Here is a 14947-nt window from a genome sequence, read left to right as displayed (position 1 = left end):
GGTTAGGGGCCATCAAATCAGACTTCGTCCATGCCGTGCTGCAGCGTGTCCGCTCTTAACGCGGCATTGAGCTCAACTAAGTCATCTGGCAGAGGCGCGTGCCATTCTAAAATTTCGCTGGTAATTGGATGCGCTAAACGCAGCATAGCAGCGTGCAAAGCCTGGCGTTTAAAGTTGCGGATCATCACCAGCAAACTCTCAGCAGCTTTGCGGGGTGGCCGCGGTCGTCCACCGTAAACCGGGTCTCCGACTAAAGAGTGATTGATAAATGCCATATGTACCCGGATTTGGTGGGTACGGCCCGTTTCCAGGCGTAAACGCAGCCGGGTATGGCCTCGATACTTTTCCATCACCCGGTAATGCGTTACCGCAGGCTTACCACCATCAATCACCGCCATTTGCGTTCGTCTGGTCTGATGGCGGCCAATCGGCTGATTAACAAAACCACCACCGGTCATTTTGCCATAGCAAATTGCTTCATATTCACGGGTAATTTCCCGTGCCTGCATTGCTTCAACCAAATGGGTTTGGGCGGGTATGGTTTTCGCTACCACCATTAAGCCGGTGGTATCTTTATCCAGCCGATGAATAATACCGGCTCGTGGCACTTCAGCAATAGACGGACAATGATGCAGCAGCGCATTAAGCAAAGTGCCATCCGCATTGCCGGCACCAGGGTGTACCACCAGTCCGGCAGGTTTATTTATCACCAGAATATGTTCATCCTCATGCAGAATATCCAGCGCTATTGGTTCGGCGCTAAAACGTTGGTCTTCAGCAATATCTGCAATAATATCAACCTGTTCGCCGCCAACAACTTTAAACTTCGGCAGGTTGTGAACGCTCTGATCCAGCTGCACCGCATCGGCCAGGATCCACTCTTTTATCCGGGAACGCGAATAATCCGGGAACATTTCAGCTAAAGCCTGATCTAAGCGCATACCATAAAAGTTGTCGGGGACGATTTGTGAAAGTTTTATCTGTTTTGTCATGACGGAAGCAGTTATCCTGTGTGCAACCCCAACTTATCTGGGGTAGAATCGCAATAGCGGTTATTTTAGCGATTTTACACCCGACTAGACAGCCATTTAGCCAAGTAGTTACGGATTTTTACATGAAAGCGAATTTTTTACTGATAGTTGTTGTTTCTTTAGCGTTAAGCGCCTGTGCTGGTAAGCCCACTCAGCCTGACCCGAGCACCCAGACCGCTCAGGCAATGTATCAACAGGCAAAAGAAGTATTAGACAATGGCTTATACAACAGAGCGGTTGAATTATTGCAGGCGGTAGAGTCGCGCTATCCATTTGGCCCTCTGGCTCGACAGGTACAACTTGATTTAATTTATGCCTATTATAAAAGCGGCAATTTGCCTCAGGCTTTAGCCAGTATTGACCGTTTTATCCGATTGAACCCAAATCAACCCGACTTAGACTATGTCTATTACATGCGCGGTTTGGCTAACTTAAAAGCCGATGAGAATGCCTTTCAGGAGTTTTTTGGGGTTGACCGGGCAGACCGTGATTTAAGCAGTACCCGCCAGGCTTTTGATGATTTTAAAGTACTGGTAACTAACTATCCCGCCAGTAAATACAGTAGCGAAGCCAAAAAGCGGATGGTCCAGATTAAAGATACCCTGGCACGTCATGAACTAATGATTGCAGATTATTATATGCGTCGCGGCGCGTATCTGGCAGCGGCCAACCGGGGTAAGTATGTAGTTGAATACTATCGTGACTCTCCTCATGTTGAGCAGGCGCTGGAAGTCATGGTAGAAAGCTACGACAAGCTTGGCCTGGAAAAGCTGAAAACTGATACCTTCAAAGTGTTAAAACATAACTTTCCGGCCAACAACCGCTTCTGATTAACGACGCCCCAGTATCTGCCGGGGCTTTATTCTGAACACTTTATTCTGAACACAATGGTAACAGACTTTAAATCGCTTCTAATGCCTCTGCCAGTTTAGACACTGCCACAACCTCCATCCCCGGAATATTCTCTTTAGGTTTATTACCCATCGGCACTATGGCTCTTTTAAAACCGTGTTTCGCTGCTTCTTTCAGACGTTCGATACCGCTTGGTACCGGCCGGATCTCTCCCGCCAGGCCTACTTCACCAAACACCACTAAATCATTAGGAAGTGGCTTATCACGAAAGCTGGATACCAGTGCCAGCAACGTGGCTAAATCGGCGCTGGTTTCATTAACTTTAACACCACCCACCACATTGACAAATACATCCTGATCGGCCATTTGAATACCGGCATGGCGATGCATCACGGCCAGTAACATTGAAATCCGGTTCTGCTCCATCCCCAGGGTTACCCGGCGCGGGTTATTTAATGGCGAATGGTCTACCAGGCCCTGAATTTCAACCAGCAATGGCCGGGTCCCTTCCCATAGCACCATAACGATACTGCCTGATTGATCCTCTTTGCCCCGGGTCAGAAAGATTGCAGAGGGGTTTTTCACTTCTTTCATGCCCTGGCCAGTCATCGCAAACACGCCCAACTCGTTGACCGGGCCAAAACGGTTTTTATTACCCCGCAAGGTGCGATAGCGGCTATCGGTATCCCCTTCCAACATCACTGAGCAATCGATACAGTGCTCCAACACTTTCGGGCCAGCCAGTGACCCGTCTTTGGTGACATGGCCCACCATAATAATGGCGATATTGTATTGTTTGGCAAAGCGGGTTAAAAACGCCGCACTTTCTCTTACTTGCGAGACACTGCCAGGCGCTGACTGAATGTCAGCAAGGTGCATAACCTGAATTGAATCGATTACCATAACCCGTGGCTTTTCCTGCTGTGCCAGCAAGCACACTGTTTCCACGTTCGTTTCGGCCAGCATATTTAATTTAGTACTGGGCAGCCCTAAACGCTGAGCCCGCATCGCCACCTGCTGTAATGACTCTTCGCCGGTAACATAGAGTGCACTGCCCTGCTCTGCCAGACCACACATTAACTGTAGCAATAAGGTACTTTTACCGGCCCCTGGCGCACCACCTATTAAGATGGCTGAACCTGGCACAATGCCGCCCCCCAACACCCTGTCAAACTCGGCAAAACCCGAGCTGAAACGTGGCACTTCCTGTAGGTCAACCTCATCCAGCCGCATCACTCTGGCCTGAGCTGCGCCTGCATAGCCCTGGCGGATTCCTGTCGTCTTAACTGAGCCAAGCCTGACCTCAGTAATGCTGTTCCAGGCACCACACTCATTACACTGTCCCTGCCAGCGCATAAAGTCGGCACCACACTCATTACAGACGTAAGCCGTTTTTACTTTTGCCATCACCAAAAACCCTAATTTGAAAGAAAGGCATAGATATTGCTTTTCAATTTATAACAACGTAGCGTACTACGATTATAACCAGAAGACGCCTGAATTTTGGCATCTGAATAATGAAACTATGACCGCTGAAGACCTGAAACAGTATGTTGGTGTAATTGAGCGCATGAAAAGCCTGATGAACTCTGCCGAGTTTGATCAGGTTTTCAGCTTGCTTACATCAGACCTGCCTAAACCTAAACAATTTTTATTAAAAATGGAATTAAAGCGTATGGCGCAGCCATGCGACTATTTCATTGATTTGCGCGGCCATGTTGATGGCGAAGTACGCCCATTTGTTTACCGTGATAAAACCCATTATATGGACGATAAAGCCATTCAGATATTTGAAAATGGTATTAAACAGTACGGCGGTTACACCCTTGGTGTGTTCGAAGAGGTAATGAACGCCGACAACAACTTCAGGGTAATGCATAAAAAAGAAACGGCGCAACGGGTTAAATCTGCATTGCAAACGAGTGAGACAGGCGAAGAGAATAGTTCTGCCGAAACTCAAAGCGAGCATGGCACGGCTAAATTAGTTACCTTTGGTCACTATGTAAATCGCGCTGAAGAGCGAATGAATTTTGGTGTTGATGTCGACGTTAAAGTAAATGACAGTCGGTTTGTCGCCACCACCAGCGATCTGTCAATTTCAGGTTGTAAATTAAAGATCCCTAAAGGCAGAACAGCCACACCCGGCGATATCGTCACCATCAATTTTACCGGTCTGGAACAGGAATTTACCCTCGATATCCCCCAGGGCGTTCAGTACACCCTGGTAGATATTGAGCAGCTTGATAAAATAAACTACTGGCGTTTGAAAATGCTGCCGGCAGAGCAAGATCAGGGGTTTGCTAACTTCTTACAGAAGTTTATTCACGGAAACAAACGGCGCTATAAAGTTAATTTGGATAATACCACTGATGCCGTCACGACCAAGGGTTATGAGCAGTTTTATCTGCCCAGACTAAACAGCCTGCCGGTATATCTTGCAGTGAACGAAGGGGCGGTTAGCCCGCGTTTTGCTCTGACAACTGATTATAACAAAGCAATATGGCATTATTTTCTGGATGAACAACAACGCTCTGTGCTGTTAACCCTGCTGGCAGTTAAGCGTCTAAAATCGCTGTTGGCGCAACCAGGTCCGGAGCGTTCGACCATTCTGTATTGTTTTACCCATGCAGCCAAAGGCAAACTGTATTACTACTCTGCAACCGCAGAAGAATTACAAGCTGCTCCGGAATTGCGTGACACATTTTTCGGCTTTGGTGCAGCCAAACCAAGTTGGCGGGTTTTTCATTTAAACCTGATTAAAACCACTGCTGAGCACGCCACCGAGCAATTTACGTTACCAGCAGCACAAAAAGCTGATCCAGGTATGGCTAAAGCCACCTTAATGCCTTTAGTGCAGGGGGTAATAAAAAACCTTCGCTATATTGCCAGCCTTACTGATATCAGCAGCGGTAATAATGCTAACTATCAGCAATATAGCTATAACCCAACACAATTGAGTCAGTTAAACCAATTTGGCCATCGCAAACTACCGCAGATACCAACCTGTGAAGCTATACCGGTTCAATATATTAACCTGCGGGCTGAATCACGATATTTATATAAAACCACAGTTCAGTTGCGCCAAAATGAGCAGATGGTAGCGGGTTTCAGCCGCGATTTTTCTACCGGCGGTTTACAAATAGAGACTGTTGAGCCTGTGCGCTATAAAAAAGGCGACATTGTACAACTCGATCTGGTCGATTTACAAAAGATCACCACTAAGCACCAGTTAACTCAATTACCCTATGAAGTAATGGCCGTTAGTAAAAGCCAGACCATAATGAACCTGCGTGCCCTGCCCACAGAAGATGGTCATACCGGTAAGCAATTTTTTCAGCAGTTAATTCAGAATAACCGGGCGAAGTTAACCCTGGCAGAAGAAACCCCGAAATACCCGGGACTATCAGAAGCCTTGCGAACAATGTATTTAAAGGCGTTGAACAATTTTGCTTTTTACTTACACCGCAAAGGGATCCGCTACGAATTAAATGTTATCGCACAGGGAGCAACCCCAAACGCTTTGCATACGTTGTTATTACAATACAGTAATAAAGGTCCGCTGGATTTGGAGCTGCTGCTTAAAAACAGCACTGCCAATCTGCAATTTGCCCAGCAGCTTAAGGCAATGAAACGGTTTGACCCACCGAAAAGCTATGAATTGTATATTAAAGTTCCACGCGCCACAGCGACGTCAACCACCGCTATGGAAAGCTATTACGACTATGAATTCAATGATGAACAACAAAAACAGGCCTTTATTAAAAGTGCGCTGCGCGATGCAACCTTGTTTGCATTCCGGCTATTTTTATCCCGTACCGGGCGGCCCGACACCGACTATATTGCCAAAGAGATAAGTTATATCAGTGTTTATGCAATTCATCGGGCAAAAACCCTGGAAGAAGAACTCTGGAGTGTAGCCGGAGTGGGTGATGCAGTTGATATCAGTAAAGAGTTAGCCTGGCGCTATGGTTGCCTGGACCACGTTGCAGATGATGACCAGCGCCTGCAGCAACTAAAGGATAATAAGAGCGCCTAAAAAACCGGCTTGTTACCCCTGGTCCGCCAGATTTACCAGCCAGTGATTAAGCTTAACAAAATGATCTTCGTTGGCACTGGGATGAGTCAGCATCGAAATATGGTCGTAATCCTGCAAATATCCCTGCTCCCGCCCCAGTAAAGTATATTTACCCTGTTGCTGGCCGGTTTCCTGAATAAAATGCTGCACATCGGTCGGATGCCCCAGCACAGTGTCTCTTACCGCAGCAAAATGCCAACTGGGAGGCCAATCAATCTGTTTGCTGGCCGCTGCATAATCAAAACCATCTGTTATATCCGCAAAAGGCGCGCCTTTAATCCAGTTAATGGTATCAGATAAAAACTCTGTCGGTTCATTGTCAGCGCCAAAGCGCCACTGCCTTGCCGGTACATAACCATACTTTCGGCCAAGCCATGGCGCAAGGCGGTTCCAGAGCCAGTCTATTTTAATTTTGCGCTCCAGACTCCGGACACTGATCACTCTTTTGGTACCAAAATACACTTTAGCGCGCACTTTGTTAATTAACTCAGGAAAACGAGCCAGTGTCGCAGCCAGCAGCACGCCTCCCCATGAATGAGCAATTATGGTTAGAGGTTGCTGATGCTGCTGATATACGAATTCAATCAACGCCGGAATATCCCGGGTAATTACCTGATGCTGGCTCTGGTTAAAACCAGTACTGAGCTGCGGTTGTGACAACCCCCGGCCAGCAAAATCAGCACAGTAGCCAATAAAACCCTGATCAGCCAGATAACAGGCTAAGCCTCTACCTGAATGACTATAGAAAATACGGCCATTCTCTATTGCACCGTGTAAAAACAAAACCGGAGTCAGGGTATTTTGCAGGGGTATTAAGCGGCGTAAATGCAGCTGATACTGCTCTAGGTCAACAAATACTGAACTTTGTTGATGCTTCATGCAGGGTCCAGTAAATACAACAATTGCAGTAATGACCCCTGGTTTATTCTGGCTGACACTGCAGCCTGAACCTTGGGTTTAGCATGGAAAGCCACGCCAAGTGCCGCCGTTTTTAACATAGGTAAGTCATTTGCACCGTCGCCAATAGCAACTGTCTGCTCAGCGGCTATACCATAGGTTTCAGCAAGCTGGGTAACCGCCCTGGCTTTAGTATTTGCATCAACTATATCGCCTGCGACCTTTCCGGTTATTACGCCGTTCTCAATCTCTAATACATTAGCAAAAGTAGCGCTAAGCCCAAGCTGCTGTTGCAGTACATCAGTAAAATAAGTAAAGCCACCAGAGGCGATAGCAACCCGCCACTGCCGTTGCTGCAAGTGGCTAACCAGCTCGGTTAAGCCTGGCATTAAAGGCAAATCAGCTACCACCTGTTGCAATATTGATTGCGGCGCACCTTTTAAGGCAGCAACCCGCTCAGTAAGGCTGGCAGCAAAGTCCAGTTCACCATTCATTGCCCTTGCGGTAACGGCCGCGACCTGCGGACCAACCCCTGCCAGAGCGGCAATTTCATCAATACATTCAATACTTATGGCGGTAGAGTCCATATCCATTACTAACAAGCCAGGTTTTGATAACTGTACAACCTGGTTCAGATAAACTAATTCAATCTGCTGTTGATTAGCAAAGGTATGTAACTGCTGTTGCAGCTCAGCTGATAACTCAGCAGTCAGCTGGATCAGTAAAGCCGCCGGTAACCGCGGGTGTGGCTGTAATAATGACACTTTTAATCCGGTACTTGCCGGCATTAACAGACAAAGCTCGCAGAGCAGCAAGCCATCTGCTGGTTTGCCAAACAAACGGATAGAACTAACACCACGTTCAGCTGTATTAGCATTCTCTGGCTTAACTTCAGGGAGCAAATCTGTTGGCTTTGATGTTTGCAGCCGGAGTTGCGTACCTTCAGCTTGTATCCACAGGGCATTATGTTCGGCCAGTAGTGCGGTAAATCCGGCGCTGGTCAGCTGCATTGGACTGACTAAAATTGAGAACGACAATGGGTAACCTATACTTGAAGTTAATACCATGGCATGCTTAGCGCATTCAAGCCAGCAGCGGTTGTTTGTTTCAATAGCAAAATATGCAGAACAATATCTCAATACCAAGCTCTACTTCAAGTTATATTAAGCTGATTCAACTGGCTATCGCGGTATTGGGTATTTGGTTTGTGCTAAATAGCTGGGTAAAAACCAGCCATCAGGGGCAGACAATTCTGCAAAGTCAGGCTGAGCAACTGATGCGGGAGAATCTTATTACCCTATCGCAGGCTGCAGCCTACCTGATTGAAAATGATCAGCTTGATGGCCTGGAACAACTTACCAGAAATATTGCTGCCAGCCCTTTTTTGTACGACGTGGTGTTTTACGACAGCAATGGCGTGCGTATCAGCTGGTCAGAAGCCAGTGCCGCAGCCAGATTAATGTATGGCAAGTTTGCCAACCAGCCTTTGGTGCCGCTGGTGCAGGAGATCCGTAGCCAGCAGCAATTACTTGGTTATATTAAAATTAGTCTGCAACCTGATACTAAACTCAACCCAAGCTTTGCGCGCTGGCAACAGTTGATGCATCATTTACTATTGCTACTGCTACTAACAGGTCTGATTGGTTATTTACTACGCAGGAGCTTTTCGCGCTTATCCAGGCAAGGCTTCCGCTTAAGCAAGCCGTAATACCTGCTCGGTATTACGCCACAATGCAGCAGCAAGCTGCTCTGCAGGTTCGGTTCGCAACTTACAAAACGCTGCAAAGATTCTGTTCAGCTGAGCCGGGGTGTTAATTTCGCCCTGAAAACCTGCAAGCGGCATCGCCGGCGCATCAGTTTCAAGCACAAAGCTATCTAGCGGCAATTTCTGCACAGAAATTTGGGTTTTACGTGCCCGCTCATATGTTATGGTGCCGCCAATGCCCAGCTTAAAACCCAGATCCAGAAAAGCTTTGGCTTGCTGCTGGCTGCCGGAAAATGCATGCAAGATACCACCTTCAGTGAACTGTTGTCTTTTCAGCTCGGCCAAAAGCTGGGGCTGGCTTTTGCTATGATGCAGGATCACCGGTTTAGCGTATTGCTTTGCCAGATTGAGCTGCGCCGCAAACAACTGCAGTTGCTGGTCAAATGTATCCTCAGCCAGCGCAAAGTCGAGGCCAATTTCACCAATAGCACAAACCTCGTCGGTATATTGTTGGAGAAGTTGGTTTAGCAGCCCGATATCGGCTAAATCATGTTTAGCGGCCCACCAGGGATGAATACCCAGCGCGATATGCCAGGCTGGTTGGCTGGCGTGGAGCTTAAGCAGATTTTGCCAGGCAGCTTGCTCCACCGCAGGGATAACTAGAGCGGCAACCCCGGCATCTTGCGCCTGTTGCCAGTGCAGATCTTGCGCCTTGGCAAGCTCGGGTAAATCGAGATGGCAGTGAGTATCAAACAACTTAACCGTGGCCGGCCTGTAGCTGGTTAAGGGCATAACCTTTCGATATCCCAGCTGTTACCGGCTGACTTACTGTACATAAAGCGGTCATGTAGCCGGTGTTCACCACCCTGCCAGAATTCTATTTGCTGTGGCCGTACTAAAAAACCGCCCCAGAACGATGGCAGCGGTACTTCGCCATGTTCAAACTTATGTTTTATTTCTGCAAATTTCTGTAGCAGCGCCTGGCGGGTTGATACCGGCCGGCTTTGCTCTGACGCCCAGGCTGCAAGTTGGCTTTCTTTCGGTCTCGATAAAAAGTACTTCATTACCTGGCTATTAGGTACCCGCTCGGCCGTACCATAGACAATAACCTGCCGCTCTAATGGATGCCATGGAAAGTGTAAGCATACCTTAGGGTTAGCACTGAGCTCTGTTGCCTTGCGGCTTCCTAGGTTAGTGTAGAAGGTAAAACCATCCTGATTAACATCTTTTAGCAGCACCAGCCGCTGTGACGGCTGGCCCCGGCTATCGACACTCGCCACACACATTGCAGTCGGATCAGGCAGTTCTGCTGCTATAGCATCTTTTAACCATAACTCAAACTGCGCTATAGGATCCGGATTAAGCTTCTCTGCATCCAGCTTATCTTTAGTGTAGCTGCGGCGAATATCGTCGATTTTCATTACATGCGCTCCATTACCTCGATACCCAGCAAGTCTAAGCCTTGCTGCAGCACTTTGGATGCTAAAATACTGAGCATTAAACGACTGTTGCGTAATTCTGGTTCAATCCCTTCTTTAAGGATAGGGCAGGCTTCGTAGAAGCTCATGTACAAACTGGCCAGCTCATATAAATAATTACACAGCAAATTAGGCTGGGCGTCTTTTATTACCATTTGCAGGGTTTCTTCCAACCGCAGTAACTTAACGGCCAGCTGCTTCTCCTGAGCCGAACCAATTAGTATTTCAGCACTAAAATTATCAGCCACTCCAGCTTTACGCAAAATACTGCGCACCCGGGTATAAGCATATTGCAAATATGGTGCAGTAGCGCCTTCAAAGCTGAGCATGGCATCCCAGCTAAAAATATAGTCACTGGTACGGTTTTTTGATAAGTCAGCAAATTTAACCGCGCCGATCCCTACTTTATTGGCAATGTCAGCTATTTCGTCAGCAGTTAAATCAGTGGCTTTATCCTGCAACACAGTATTAGCACGTACCACGGCCTCTTCCAGCAAATCGACCAGCTTCACGGTACCGCCGGTGCGGGTTTTAAACGGCTTGCCGTCTTCACCCATCATGGTGCCAAACGGGCAGTGATCATAAGCTGTATTATCGCGCAGATAGCCTGCTTTACGTGATACCAACTCTACCTGTTTAAAGTGCAGCGCCTGGCGGGCATCGGTAAAAATAATAATCCGATCCGCTGATAATTCATGACTGCGATACTGGCAAGCGGCCAAATCGGTAGTTGAATATAAAAAGCCACCACCGGTTTTCTGAACAATAAAGGGCGACGGGTTACCTTCTTTGTCGGCCAGCTCAGTTAAAAACACCACCAGCGCGCCCATGCTTTCCACCGCCAGCTTTTGCTGCTTTAAGTCGTCGACAATGCCCTGCAACATGCTGTTATAGGCACTTTCCGGTTTAATATCAGCATGCTTTAGCGTGACATTTAGTTTCTGATACACCTCGTCACTGTGTTTAATTGAGGTATCAATAAACAGCTGCCACAGCTTTTGGCAGTGGCTGTCTCCACTTTGCAGTTTAACCACATACTCGCGCGACTTATCGGCAAAGCCGGCTTCATCATCAAAACGCTTTTTTGCTTCGCGGTAAAAGTCTTCCAGATCGGCCAGCGCTACCTGCTCTAAGTCGATGCCGGCGGCCAGCTTATCTTCTAAGTGAGCAATCAACATCCCAAACTGGGTGCCCCAGTCACCCATATGGTTCTGCCGAATGACTTTATCCCCCCAGAACTCCAGGGTGCGAACCACCGCATCACCAATAATGGTTGAGCGTAAATGGCCAACGTGCATCTCTTTAGCTAAATTAGGCGCCGAGTAATCAACCACTACCGTTTGCGGCTGTGAGTTAATACCTACCCCCAGGCGTTTATCCCCGCTAGCCAGCTTTAGCTGCTGCGCCAGCCAGTCCGCCTTAAGTGTTACATTAATAAAACCCGGGCCTGCTATCTCTGCTTTTTCAGCAATATCGCTTAAATCGAGCAACGCCAATAGTTTACTGGCCAGCTCTCTGGGGTTGGTTTTCAATGACTTAGCCGCGCCCATAGCGCCGTTTATCTGATACTCCCCAAATTCTGGCCGGGTGCTTTGGGTAACGGCCGGATTAGTGCCTTCCGGCAAACCTAACGCCGTAAAGGCAGCTAAAGTTCTGTCGCTAAGAAGTTGCTTAATATTCATATCACCAGCCTGTTAGTGTTCACGGGTTTTCTGGAAGGAAATTTTCGGATAGCGCTCCGTTGCCAGGTTCAGGTTAACCATGGTTGGCGCAATATAGGTCAGGTTATCCCCACCATCCAGTGCCAGGTTAGCGCTGGCTTTATTCTGGAACTCCTGTAAGGCTTTTCCATCATCGCTGTATACCCAGCGTGCTGTCGCGACATTAACGCTCTCATAGATTGCATCAACGTTGTACTCTGACTTTAAGCGACTAACCACCACATCAAACTGCAGCACACCTACCGCGCCAACGATTAAATCGTTAGTATCCAGTGGCCGGAATACCTGCACCGCGCCCTCTTCCGATAATTGTACCAGGCCTTTGAGTAACTGTTTTTGCTTTAACGGGTCACGTAACCGGATCCGACGGAATAGCTCAGGCGCAAAATTTGGAATACCGCTAAACTGCATATCCTCGCCGGTAGTGAAAGTATCGCCAATTTTAATAGTGCCATGGTTATGTAAACCAATAATATCGCCAGGGTAAGCCTCATCCAGATGCTCCCGATCGCCGGCGAGGAAAGTGAGTGCTTGCGGGATCAGCACATCTTTACCGATCCGGACATGGCGCACTTTCATACCCTTTTCATACTTACCGGAAACAATCCGTAAAAACGCCACCCGATCGCGGTGCTTAGGGTCCATATTAGCCTGTATTTTAAATACAAAACCACTGAATCCTGGCTCAGCAGGCTCGACCTTACGGGTATTGGTTAAGCGAGATTGAGGCTTAGGCGCCCACTCAGTCAGGCCGTCAAGCATGTGATCAACCCCAAAGTTACCCAATGCAGTGCCGAAGAATACCGGGGTGAGTTCGCCTTTTAAAAACATGTCCTGATCAAACTCGTTACTGGCGCCTTGTACCAGCTCCATCTCATCACGCAACTGTGCGGCGTAATACCCTATCCGCTTATCCAGCTCCGGATTATCCAGACCTTTAATAACATCTAAGTCCTGAATGGTGTGGCCCATGCCCGATTTATACAGCATGATTTCATCACGCAGGATATGATAAACCCCTTTAAACTCTTTACCCGAGCCAATCGGCCAGGTAATCGGCGCACAGGCGATTTTTAACACGCTTTCTACTTCATCCAGCAAATCGACCGGGTCACGGATATCTCGGTCCATCTTGTTCATAAAGGTAATAATAGGTGTATCACGTAGCCGGGTGACTTCCATCAGTTTAATGGTCCGGTCTTCAACACCTTTGGCGCCATCGATGACCATTAAACACGAGTCTACGGCAGTTAGAGTTCGGTAAGTATCTTCCGAGAAATCTTCGTGGCCCGGGGTATCCAGCAGGTTGACCAGGCAATCATTATAAGGAAACTGCATAACCGAAGTAGTAACAGAAATACCACGTTCTTTCTCCATCTCCATCCAGTCAGAGGTTGCAAACTGGCCAGATTTTTTTCCTTTTACGGTGCCAGCCTTTTGGATCAGGTGCCCGAAAAGTAACACTTTTTCAGTGATGGTAGTTTTACCGGCATCGGGGTGAGAAATAATAGCGAAGGTACGTCTGCTGTCTATTTCATGCAGAAATTTATCTTTATTCATGGTATCCAATATCAGTTAACAACCAGAGAACTGGCTGGCAAAACAATGAAAAATAATTGTCGGGGATTATAACAGCATCACTGCCGCTGGCACAGCGTGGGATTAATTTGTAAAGCTAAGAGGCAAGCACATCATTATGGCGTCTTCTTTACCGTTGGCACTGCTATAGTAATTTGGCCGGCAGCCAGCCTCAATAAAACCATGCTTCTGATATAAATGAATAGCAGATTGATTAGAAGCCCTGACTTCCAGCCACGCCTCTGCAGCATTACGTTGTTCAGACTCTGCAATAAAATGGCTAAGCAACTTCCCTCCAAGCCCGTTACCTTGTTGACTGGTACTGACGCAGATATTAAATAGCTGACTTTCGATGGCAATAAACTGACCAAAATAGAAACCCAACAGTTTGTCATTTTCGAATAGGCCAAAGTTGAAATACTGGCTACCGAAGCAGGACTTAAATACGCCCTCAGTCCAGGGGTAAAGGTTCGCTACTGTTTCAATTGCAAGCAGAGCGGGAATATCCGCAACCGAAAGGGGTTTAATTAGCATTGTCAGCTAAATGTGTTTGCAACAATGCCCAAAGCTGTCGCTTCAACACAGGTTGTTGTATTGCGCCAAGTGCAGGAGTAATAAGTAAGCTACCGTTATCATGAAGCGTACATTCGCTGCTGGCGGCGTCTAGCAACCATTCACTTACGGTAGTTTGTGCCAGCAGGTGTTTAATATCAGAACTTAATAAACAATCGTCCGGCTGTAACAACTGCGCAGTATCTGAGGTCTCAGTTGCAGCTTGATTAACTGACGCCGGAAAAAAAGACGAACGAGCCTGCAGCGGCTTAATATTAAGCTGACGGAGTAACTGAGTTTGACTGGCTGATATATTCATAATAAACAGAAGTGGCAGGGGCAGAGGGATTCGAACCCCCAACCATCGGTTTTGGAGACCGCTGTTCTACCAATTGGAACTATGCCCCTAGCGTTGGAGGCGCCATTATACAAAAGCCTGTTTAAAGGTAAAGCTAAAAAACGCGTCAGGTAGTTCAAATGCATATAAAACGTACATAGCAGACTGGGTTTAGTTAATTTAGCATAAATGCCGACTAAACAAATCCCCCCTAGTTCCCCCCTTTTACAAAGGGGCAGGCCAAAGCGCCCCCTGATATGCCATCGGCGACAAAAACTTAGTAATAAGTTCGGAGCTATAAACTAGCATGGCGACAAATTCATCAGGAACGAATTTAGACTGCCGCAGGCAGGTCGCAACGGGACGAGCCCCAGGGATGGGGCGAGCACTAAAACGCCGGGAGCGTTTTAAGACGTCGCGTGCGACGGCCCGAAGGGCGAAACACAGGGATGATGAGATGGACACCTCAAGTGAAATCGGCGTCACAATGCGCCATTATTGATGTGTTAACCGTCAATAAGCTTACATGAGGTGTCCAAAATGAAAGTTACACTAATTGGAATCGATTTAGCAAAAAGTATTTTTCAGATCTGTGGCGTTAATCAGGCAGGTAAAGCGGTTTTTAATCGCACGATTAAACGCAAAGATTTATTGGTCTTCTTAGCTAATTACCCAGATGCAACCATTGCGATGGAAGCCTGCTCAGGCTCAAATTATTGGG

General features: G+C 47.4%; 13 protein-coding genes, 1 tRNA gene and 1 pseudogene. 4 read left to right on the top strand and 11 right to left on the bottom strand.

The genetic code is table 11. From position 1 onward, the window contains the following. Window positions 1-17: 17 nt before the first annotated feature. On the bottom strand, window positions 18-992 hold the full coding sequence (gene rluD / locus H141_RS0106065) for a 23S rRNA pseudouridine(1911/1915/1917) synthase RluD (RefSeq protein ID WP_019675354.1): 975 nt from the start codon (window positions 990-992) through the stop codon (window positions 18-20). A gap of 122 nt (window positions 993-1114) precedes the next feature. On the opposite strand from rluD, the gene H141_RS0106060 reads away from it, so the two are divergent. Continuing rightward, window positions 1115-1861 (top strand): outer membrane protein assembly factor BamD, encoded by a 747-nt coding sequence (locus tag H141_RS0106060; protein WP_019675353.1) that lies wholly within the window; start codon window positions 1115-1117, stop codon window positions 1859-1861. A gap of 70 nt (window positions 1862-1931) precedes the next feature. Here the strand turns inward: H141_RS0106060 and radA are convergent, their stop codons facing one another. Beyond that, on the bottom strand, window positions 1932-3290 hold the full coding sequence (gene radA, locus H141_RS0106055) for a DNA repair protein RadA (RefSeq protein ID WP_026349269.1): 1359 nt from the start codon (window positions 3288-3290) through the stop codon (window positions 1932-1934). 118 nt (window positions 3291-3408) lie between these two features. Between radA and H141_RS0106050 the strand changes: the two genes are divergently transcribed. Further along, on the top strand, window positions 3409-5919 hold the full coding sequence (locus H141_RS0106050; protein ID WP_019675351.1) for a PilZ domain-containing protein: 2511 nt from the start codon (window positions 3409-3411) through the stop codon (window positions 5917-5919). Between the two features lie 12 nt (window positions 5920-5931). Here H141_RS0106050 and H141_RS0106045 read toward each other — a convergent pair whose 3' ends face one another. Together H141_RS0106045 and serB are read right to left on the bottom strand one after the other, a co-directional pair. Further along, window positions 5932-6837, bottom strand: a complete 906-nt coding sequence (locus H141_RS0106045; protein WP_019675350.1) for an alpha/beta fold hydrolase — start codon at window positions 6835-6837, stop codon at window positions 5932-5934. Then, on the bottom strand, window positions 6834-7922 hold the full coding sequence (gene serB / locus H141_RS0106040) for a phosphoserine phosphatase SerB (RefSeq protein WP_019675349.1): 1089 nt from the start codon (window positions 7920-7922) through the stop codon (window positions 6834-6836). The genes H141_RS0106045 and serB overlap by 4 nt, the downstream gene beginning before the upstream one ends. Window positions 7923-7975: 53 nt before the next feature. Between serB and H141_RS0106035 the strand changes: the two genes are divergently transcribed. Continuing rightward, complete coding sequence (locus tag H141_RS0106035) at window positions 7976-8563, top strand: AhpA/YtjB family protein (RefSeq protein WP_019675348.1); 588 nt, start codon at window positions 7976-7978, stop codon at window positions 8561-8563. Here the strand turns inward: H141_RS0106035 and H141_RS0106030 are convergent. The 7 genes from H141_RS0106030 to H141_RS0106000 form a co-directional block, all read right to left on the bottom strand. After that, complete coding sequence (locus tag H141_RS0106030) at window positions 8549-9352, bottom strand: TatD family hydrolase (protein ID WP_019675347.1); 804 nt, start codon at window positions 9350-9352, stop codon at window positions 8549-8551. The two genes, H141_RS0106035 and H141_RS0106030, sit on opposite strands and share 15 nt — an antisense overlap. Next, on the bottom strand, window positions 9343-9981 hold the full coding sequence (pdxH, locus tag H141_RS0106025) for a pyridoxamine 5'-phosphate oxidase (RefSeq protein WP_019675346.1): 639 nt from the start codon (window positions 9979-9981) through the stop codon (window positions 9343-9345). Before pdxH ends, H141_RS0106030 begins: the two co-directional genes overlap by 10 nt. Further along, window positions 9981-11720: an arginine--tRNA ligase gene (gene argS, locus H141_RS0106020; RefSeq protein ID WP_019675345.1), complete on the bottom strand. Its 1740-nt coding sequence runs from the start codon at window positions 11718-11720 to the stop codon at window positions 9981-9983. Before argS ends, pdxH begins: the two co-directional genes overlap by 1 nt. Window positions 11721-11732: 12 nt before the next feature. Then, entirely contained in the window at window positions 11733-13319 is a 1587-nt protein-coding gene (prfC, locus tag H141_RS0106015; protein ID WP_019675344.1) for a peptide chain release factor 3, read from the bottom strand. Window positions 13320-13421: 102 nt separating this feature from the next. Then, on the bottom strand, window positions 13422-13871 hold the full coding sequence (gene rimI, locus H141_RS0106010) for a ribosomal protein S18-alanine N-acetyltransferase (RefSeq protein ID WP_019675343.1): 450 nt from the start codon (window positions 13869-13871) through the stop codon (window positions 13422-13424). Further along, entirely contained in the window at window positions 13861-14208 is a 348-nt protein-coding gene (locus H141_RS0106005) for a hypothetical protein (protein ID WP_026349268.1), read from the bottom strand. The genes rimI and H141_RS0106005 overlap by 11 nt, the downstream gene beginning before the upstream one ends. Window positions 14209-14220: 12 nt before the next feature. Next, window positions 14221-14297: transfer RNA gene (locus H141_RS0106000), tRNA-Trp, on the bottom strand. Window positions 14298-14766: 469 nt separating this feature from the next. On the opposite strand from H141_RS0106000, the pseudogene H141_RS19900 reads away from it, so the two are divergent. Then, window positions 14767-14947, top strand: a pseudogene (locus H141_RS19900) (IS110 family transposase); the annotation flags it as partial.

This window comes from Arsukibacterium perlucidum DSM 18276 (assembly GCF_000382165.1).
In the GTDB taxonomy this organism is placed as follows: domain Bacteria; phylum Pseudomonadota; class Gammaproteobacteria; order Enterobacterales; family Alteromonadaceae; genus Alishewanella; species Alishewanella perlucidum.
Note: the sequence above shows the minus strand (reverse complement) of the source record. Positions and strands in the feature narration are given on the sequence as shown.

Excerpts from the sequence above, each read along its gene's own strand:
- H141_RS0106030 (WP_019675347.1), bottom strand. The coding sequence starts at position 9,352 with ATGCCCTTAACCAGCTACAGGCCGGCCACGGTTAAGTTGTTTGATACT.
- H141_RS0106005 (WP_026349268.1), bottom strand. The coding sequence starts at position 14,208 with ATGAATATATCAGCCAGTCAAACTCAGTTACTCCGTCAGCTTAATATT.
- H141_RS0106035 (WP_019675348.1), top strand. The coding sequence starts at position 7,976 with ATGCAGAACAATATCTCAATACCAAGCTCTACTTCAAGTTATATTAAG.
- H141_RS0106050 (WP_019675351.1), top strand. The coding sequence starts at position 3,409 with ATGACCGCTGAAGACCTGAAACAGTATGTTGGTGTAATTGAGCGCATG.
- argS (WP_019675345.1), bottom strand. The coding sequence starts at position 11,720 with ATGAATATTAAGCAACTTCTTAGCGACAGAACTTTAGCTGCCTTTACG.
- prfC (WP_019675344.1), bottom strand. The coding sequence starts at position 13,319 with ATGAATAAAGATAAATTTCTGCATGAAATAGACAGCAGACGTACCTTC.
- serB (WP_019675349.1), bottom strand. The coding sequence starts at position 7,922 with ATGGTATTAACTTCAAGTATAGGTTACCCATTGTCGTTCTCAATTTTA.
- radA (WP_026349269.1), bottom strand. The coding sequence starts at position 3,290 with ATGGCAAAAGTAAAAACGGCTTACGTCTGTAATGAGTGTGGTGCCGAC.
- H141_RS0106060 (WP_019675353.1), top strand. The coding sequence starts at position 1,115 with ATGAAAGCGAATTTTTTACTGATAGTTGTTGTTTCTTTAGCGTTAAGC.
- pdxH (WP_019675346.1), bottom strand. The coding sequence starts at position 9,981 with ATGAAAATCGACGATATTCGCCGCAGCTACACTAAAGATAAGCTGGAT.
- H141_RS0106045 (WP_019675350.1), bottom strand. The coding sequence starts at position 6,837 with ATGAAGCATCAACAAAGTTCAGTATTTGTTGACCTAGAGCAGTATCAG.
- rluD (WP_019675354.1), bottom strand. The coding sequence starts at position 992 with ATGACAAAACAGATAAAACTTTCACAAATCGTCCCCGACAACTTTTAT.
- rimI (WP_019675343.1), bottom strand. The coding sequence starts at position 13,871 with ATGCTAATTAAACCCCTTTCGGTTGCGGATATTCCCGCTCTGCTTGCA.